Source organism: Legionella tunisiensis (genome assembly GCF_000308315.1).
Classification (GTDB): domain Bacteria; phylum Pseudomonadota; class Gammaproteobacteria; order Legionellales; family Legionellaceae; genus Tatlockia; species Tatlockia tunisiensis.
This window is the reverse complement of record NZ_CALJ01000078.1, coordinates 1-3,701: the sequence shown is the minus strand read 5'-3', so window position 1 is coordinate 3,701 and position 3,701 is coordinate 1. Positions and strand designations below refer to the sequence as shown.

Sequence of the window (3,701 nt, the reverse complement as noted above, 5' to 3'; positions counted from 1 at the left end):
AAGGTAAAACACCAAAAACAATCGTCTGTGCTGTTATGCGCAAACTAGCTCATATTATCTTTGGTGTTCTTAAAAACAAACAACCTTTACTGCGCGCCATGGAAGGCTGAAGGCCGAGGTGCGGAGACCGCAATAGGCTGCGATTTTTTAATCAGCCCAAAGGGATGTTAAAAAATCTATCTGCAGCTGTAGCGCCATTGTGGTAGGCCTAGGCTTGCGCGTTCAGCGCAACGTGCCGGACGCAGGGCAGTTGCGGCCAAAACACCTCGCGCGTTGGCGAGTCGATTTCGGGGACTGGGATGTCCCGGAATCTTTCACGAGGTAGTGCGACTATCTCTTATGCGCTCTTGATTCAGTCATTGAGTCCCATAGATCATAAAACCAAGCAACGTGGTTATAAGATTCTTTCATATCTTGCTCTGAAAATTCTCTTGGTAGGATAGTTTGCTTATAGGTTTTTGACATTTTTCCTATTGTCCCTTTTGCAATTAAGCATCTTAATTATAGTGTAACCATGGATGAAAATTATGCCTATTCGGAGACAGCCATTCCATTAGGACTAGAGCTGGATTGTTTAAATTTCATCACAGCTCTAAAAACGGAAAATTAGTTAAATCGTTACTTGATAGTAATTCAATCAAAAGAAAATCTAGCCTACAAAGATTATTGCGCATCTCAAGGTATCTCACCAGCTAAGCAAAACCTTATTATTTTGCTTGGCGCAATTGGTAAACGTGGCCCATCAAGTTTTATTTTCTAACCTGTCTATTAGTTCGTTTACAAAAGAAGATATAAAAAATTAAGATATGAAATAGGCCTACTCAACATGACTTAGCCAATGTCTTGGATATTAGCACCGCCACATTGGCACACATAGAAACAGGTACCAGCCATGACACAAACACCACAAAAAGGATAGAGATTTTCTTTAAGATCCCAGACGTAGCGTTTTGGCAATTAAAGCAAACTGAAGGTTTGCTCCATAGTGAAGTGCTTACTAAGCGTCTTAATTATTTCAATGATTAAAATAGGTTTATTCAATTTGCTAAGTGGCATGTTCAAAACCACAAATCAATAGACCTAGCCTGAATCCTTAAATTCTTTAATAAGAATACTTAAGTATTTATGCGTATATTATTTAATCATTTTGCCAGTTAAACTGTTAAATGAACAAAACGGTTTGGAGTAAATCGATGAAAGAGTTAAAGCGTATATTTGTCATAGGACATCCAGCAGCAGGCAAGGCTTATTTTTCTAAGAGTTTGGCTGACCGGCTGGGCTATCAATTCGTTGATGCAGATATGGGGCTTGAGCATAGAATAGGACTTACCATTAAAGAAATACTAGGGCAAGCCGGACTTGAACAGTATGAGCGTGTACAAGAGACAATATTCGACTCATTATCAAAAAGGTCTGGAGTTGTCGTTGGACTTGATTGCTACGTGGGAAATACACCAAAAATACGGAACAATTTAAAGAATGCTTGTGTTGTATTTCTAAAAACAACGCTTGAGACACAAATCAGGCGCTGCGGCAGTCGACATGAACCGCTTACTACTGATCAAAATTACGAAGATGTGCTTAAGACTCTGCATGATGATCGAAACGACTATTATTATGAAATAAGCAATGTCATTTTGTCTGCAGATGATGGCGATGTAGATAAGCATATCGATACGGTTATCGCTTACCTGAAGAAAAATGAATTTACTCTAATAAAGCCAGCAGGACTTACTGATAGAGAAGTCGTGTTTTTCAAGTACAAAACTGATATACCTGTTCGAATTTCAGAACAACAAGCTATTTGTCTAAAACATCTGTCTAAGGGCCAGTCAGCGAAGGAAATCGCTCGCGAGATGGATATATCATACAGGACTGTTGAGGTATATATCGCCCAGCTAAAAGAGAAGCTTGAATGTGATTCCAGCAAAGATCTAATTAATCTATATTTATCCAAACATTAAGTAGAACCGATGTCCACTGCATCTAGTTAGATCAAAGCAACAATTTGTTTCTTGCTTTGTTAATAAGAGAAGGAGATAAAAATGTTAAACACAAATATATTAAATATTAACCCTGAGACTGTTTGTTTTATAATTGATAAAGCAACCGAATTTCAGGCAAAAGAAGGTGTTACTTTCCCGGAAGAAGCGCCAAACTCAGAATATGAGTATGATATGTTACAAATTTTAGCAGATCATTCTGACGATCTTACATATACTAAGGAAACACATGTCATTTATTCAATTATCAACGCATGGTTCAACTCCATTTGAACGTCTTTTAGGGCACAAACCTGACTTATTAGATCAGTGGGAAAAGCTTGAGTTAACTTTTTTCCAAAGCAAAACTTTTGATGCTCATTTTTTAGAGCAAGTAAGACGTGCATTGGCTTTTAACAACCAATGCCAATATTGCATGGCAAAAGCTGGAAAACCCGATCAAAATCCTAAAGACACTCGCCTGATTGAAGCCTTAAGATTTGCTAATACATTTGCAATATCCCATGATGCTATTAATGAAAGCGAAATAACACGATTGAAAAATTATTTTTCGGAGGCTGAGCTTGTTGAATTAACGGCTTTTTGTAGCTTTATTTCAGCTTCTCAAAAGTTAGGTGCAGTAATGGGACTTAAAGCTATGACTCATTATGAATAACGTTAAATTTAAAGGTAGGAGTCAACTAAACAGGAAATCGGCCACCTGATCTCATACACCACATTTGACAATAACTCTGAGAACCGATAAGTAAATATTTTAACTTGCAGGACGTTGGCAAAATGGTTGCGGAAGCATGGACCATAAAATAAAACGGGGCCTATAAAAGGATATTACCTCTCATGCGACTAAAAAATTACAGCTCAAAAGAAATAAATTAATACCTATTTTAATTGTTTTTTTGGGGTGAGTTTCATGCCCCCTGTGTTGGGAGAAAATATAAAATCAAATGTATCCGAATCGCTTTCCTCAGCACCAATAGCTGATGTTTCTAATAAAGTAGATGTAAAGCCTATCGCTCGCGATACGGAAATAAGCGATCGCATTGAAAAGATACTTAATGCAACTACTTGGTATGAAAATCCAGAGGTAGAAGTAAAAATGGGGTTGTGTTTTTAAAAGGAAAACTAAAACGAGTGAACATAAACAATGGGCTGAAGCCTTAGCAAAAAATACCCAGGATGTTGTGGCTGTTGTTAATCAAATAGAGATTCTTACTTCATCAGTATGGAGTGTGAGCACCTTAGTAAGTTCTGGCTTTAAAGAGCAGTGGCAAAATTTTCTAAGAAATATACCAATAATTATTTTATCCTTTTTAATTCTAATAATTTTCTGGATTATTGCATTAATAGCAAAATCTTTTAGTCGCAAATATTTAAATTCTCGAGAACTTCACCCCCTTTTATCACATGTAATATCTCGTGGGGTAGCTTTCTTATGTTTACTTATTGGAATTTATTTCATTTTGAAACTTTTAGGATTAACAAATGTTGCGCTGACTATTCTGGGTGGAACTGGTGTACTGGGTATTATTTTGGGTATCGCTTTTAAAAATATTACAGAGAATCTTTTAGCAAGTGTCTTATTAAGCGTTCAAAACCCATTCAAAAATGATGATTTGATTGAGGTTGCTGGAGTTACAGGGTATGTACAGGGGTTAACTATTAGAGCGACTTTATTGATGACTCAAGATGGACATGAAG

General features: G+C 36.9%; 6 protein-coding genes. All 6 read left to right on the top strand.

All coding sequences use genetic code 11. The annotated features are described in order from the left end of the window. Positions 1-843: 843 nt before the first annotated feature. On the top strand, positions 844-1,026 hold the full coding sequence (locus BN58_RS05965; RefSeq protein WP_019216061.1) for a hypothetical protein: 183 nt from the start codon (positions 844-846) through the stop codon (positions 1,024-1,026). A 167-nt stretch (positions 1,027-1,193) separates the two neighbouring features. Continuing rightward, positions 1,194-1,964, top strand: a complete 771-nt coding sequence (locus tag BN58_RS05960) for a shikimate kinase (protein ID WP_019216060.1) — start codon at positions 1,194-1,196, stop codon at positions 1,962-1,964. An 81-nt stretch (positions 1,965-2,045) separates the two neighbouring features. Then, positions 2,046-2,276: a hypothetical protein gene (locus BN58_RS22570; RefSeq protein WP_019216059.1), complete on the top strand. Its 231-nt coding sequence runs from the start codon at positions 2,046-2,048 to the stop codon at positions 2,274-2,276. Continuing rightward, positions 2,233-2,658, top strand: a complete 426-nt coding sequence (locus BN58_RS05950) for a carboxymuconolactone decarboxylase family protein (RefSeq protein ID WP_019216058.1) — start codon at positions 2,233-2,235, stop codon at positions 2,656-2,658. Before BN58_RS22570 ends, BN58_RS05950 begins: the two co-directional genes overlap by 44 nt. A 255-nt stretch (positions 2,659-2,913) precedes the next feature. Further along, entirely contained in the window at positions 2,914-3,117 is a 204-nt protein-coding gene (locus BN58_RS28160; protein ID WP_019216057.1) for a hypothetical protein, read from the top strand. Between the two features lie 67 nt (positions 3,118-3,184). Next, positions 3,185-3,701: mechanosensitive ion channel domain-containing protein (locus BN58_RS22565; protein ID WP_019216056.1), on the top strand; the 517-nt coding region annotated here is incomplete at its 3' end.

What these genes read in the sequence shown, in the direction of transcription:
- BN58_RS05960 (WP_019216060.1), top strand. Translation starts at nt 1,194, where the DNA reads ATGAAAGAGTTAAAGCGTATATTTGTCATAGGACATCCAGCAGCAGGC.
- BN58_RS22570 (WP_019216059.1), top strand. Translation starts at nt 2,046, where the DNA reads ATGTTAAACACAAATATATTAAATATTAACCCTGAGACTGTTTGTTTT.
- BN58_RS05950 (WP_019216058.1), top strand. Translation starts at nt 2,233, where the DNA reads ATGTCATTTATTCAATTATCAACGCATGGTTCAACTCCATTTGAACGT.
- BN58_RS28160 (WP_019216057.1), top strand. Translation starts at nt 2,914, where the DNA reads ATGCCCCCTGTGTTGGGAGAAAATATAAAATCAAATGTATCCGAATCG.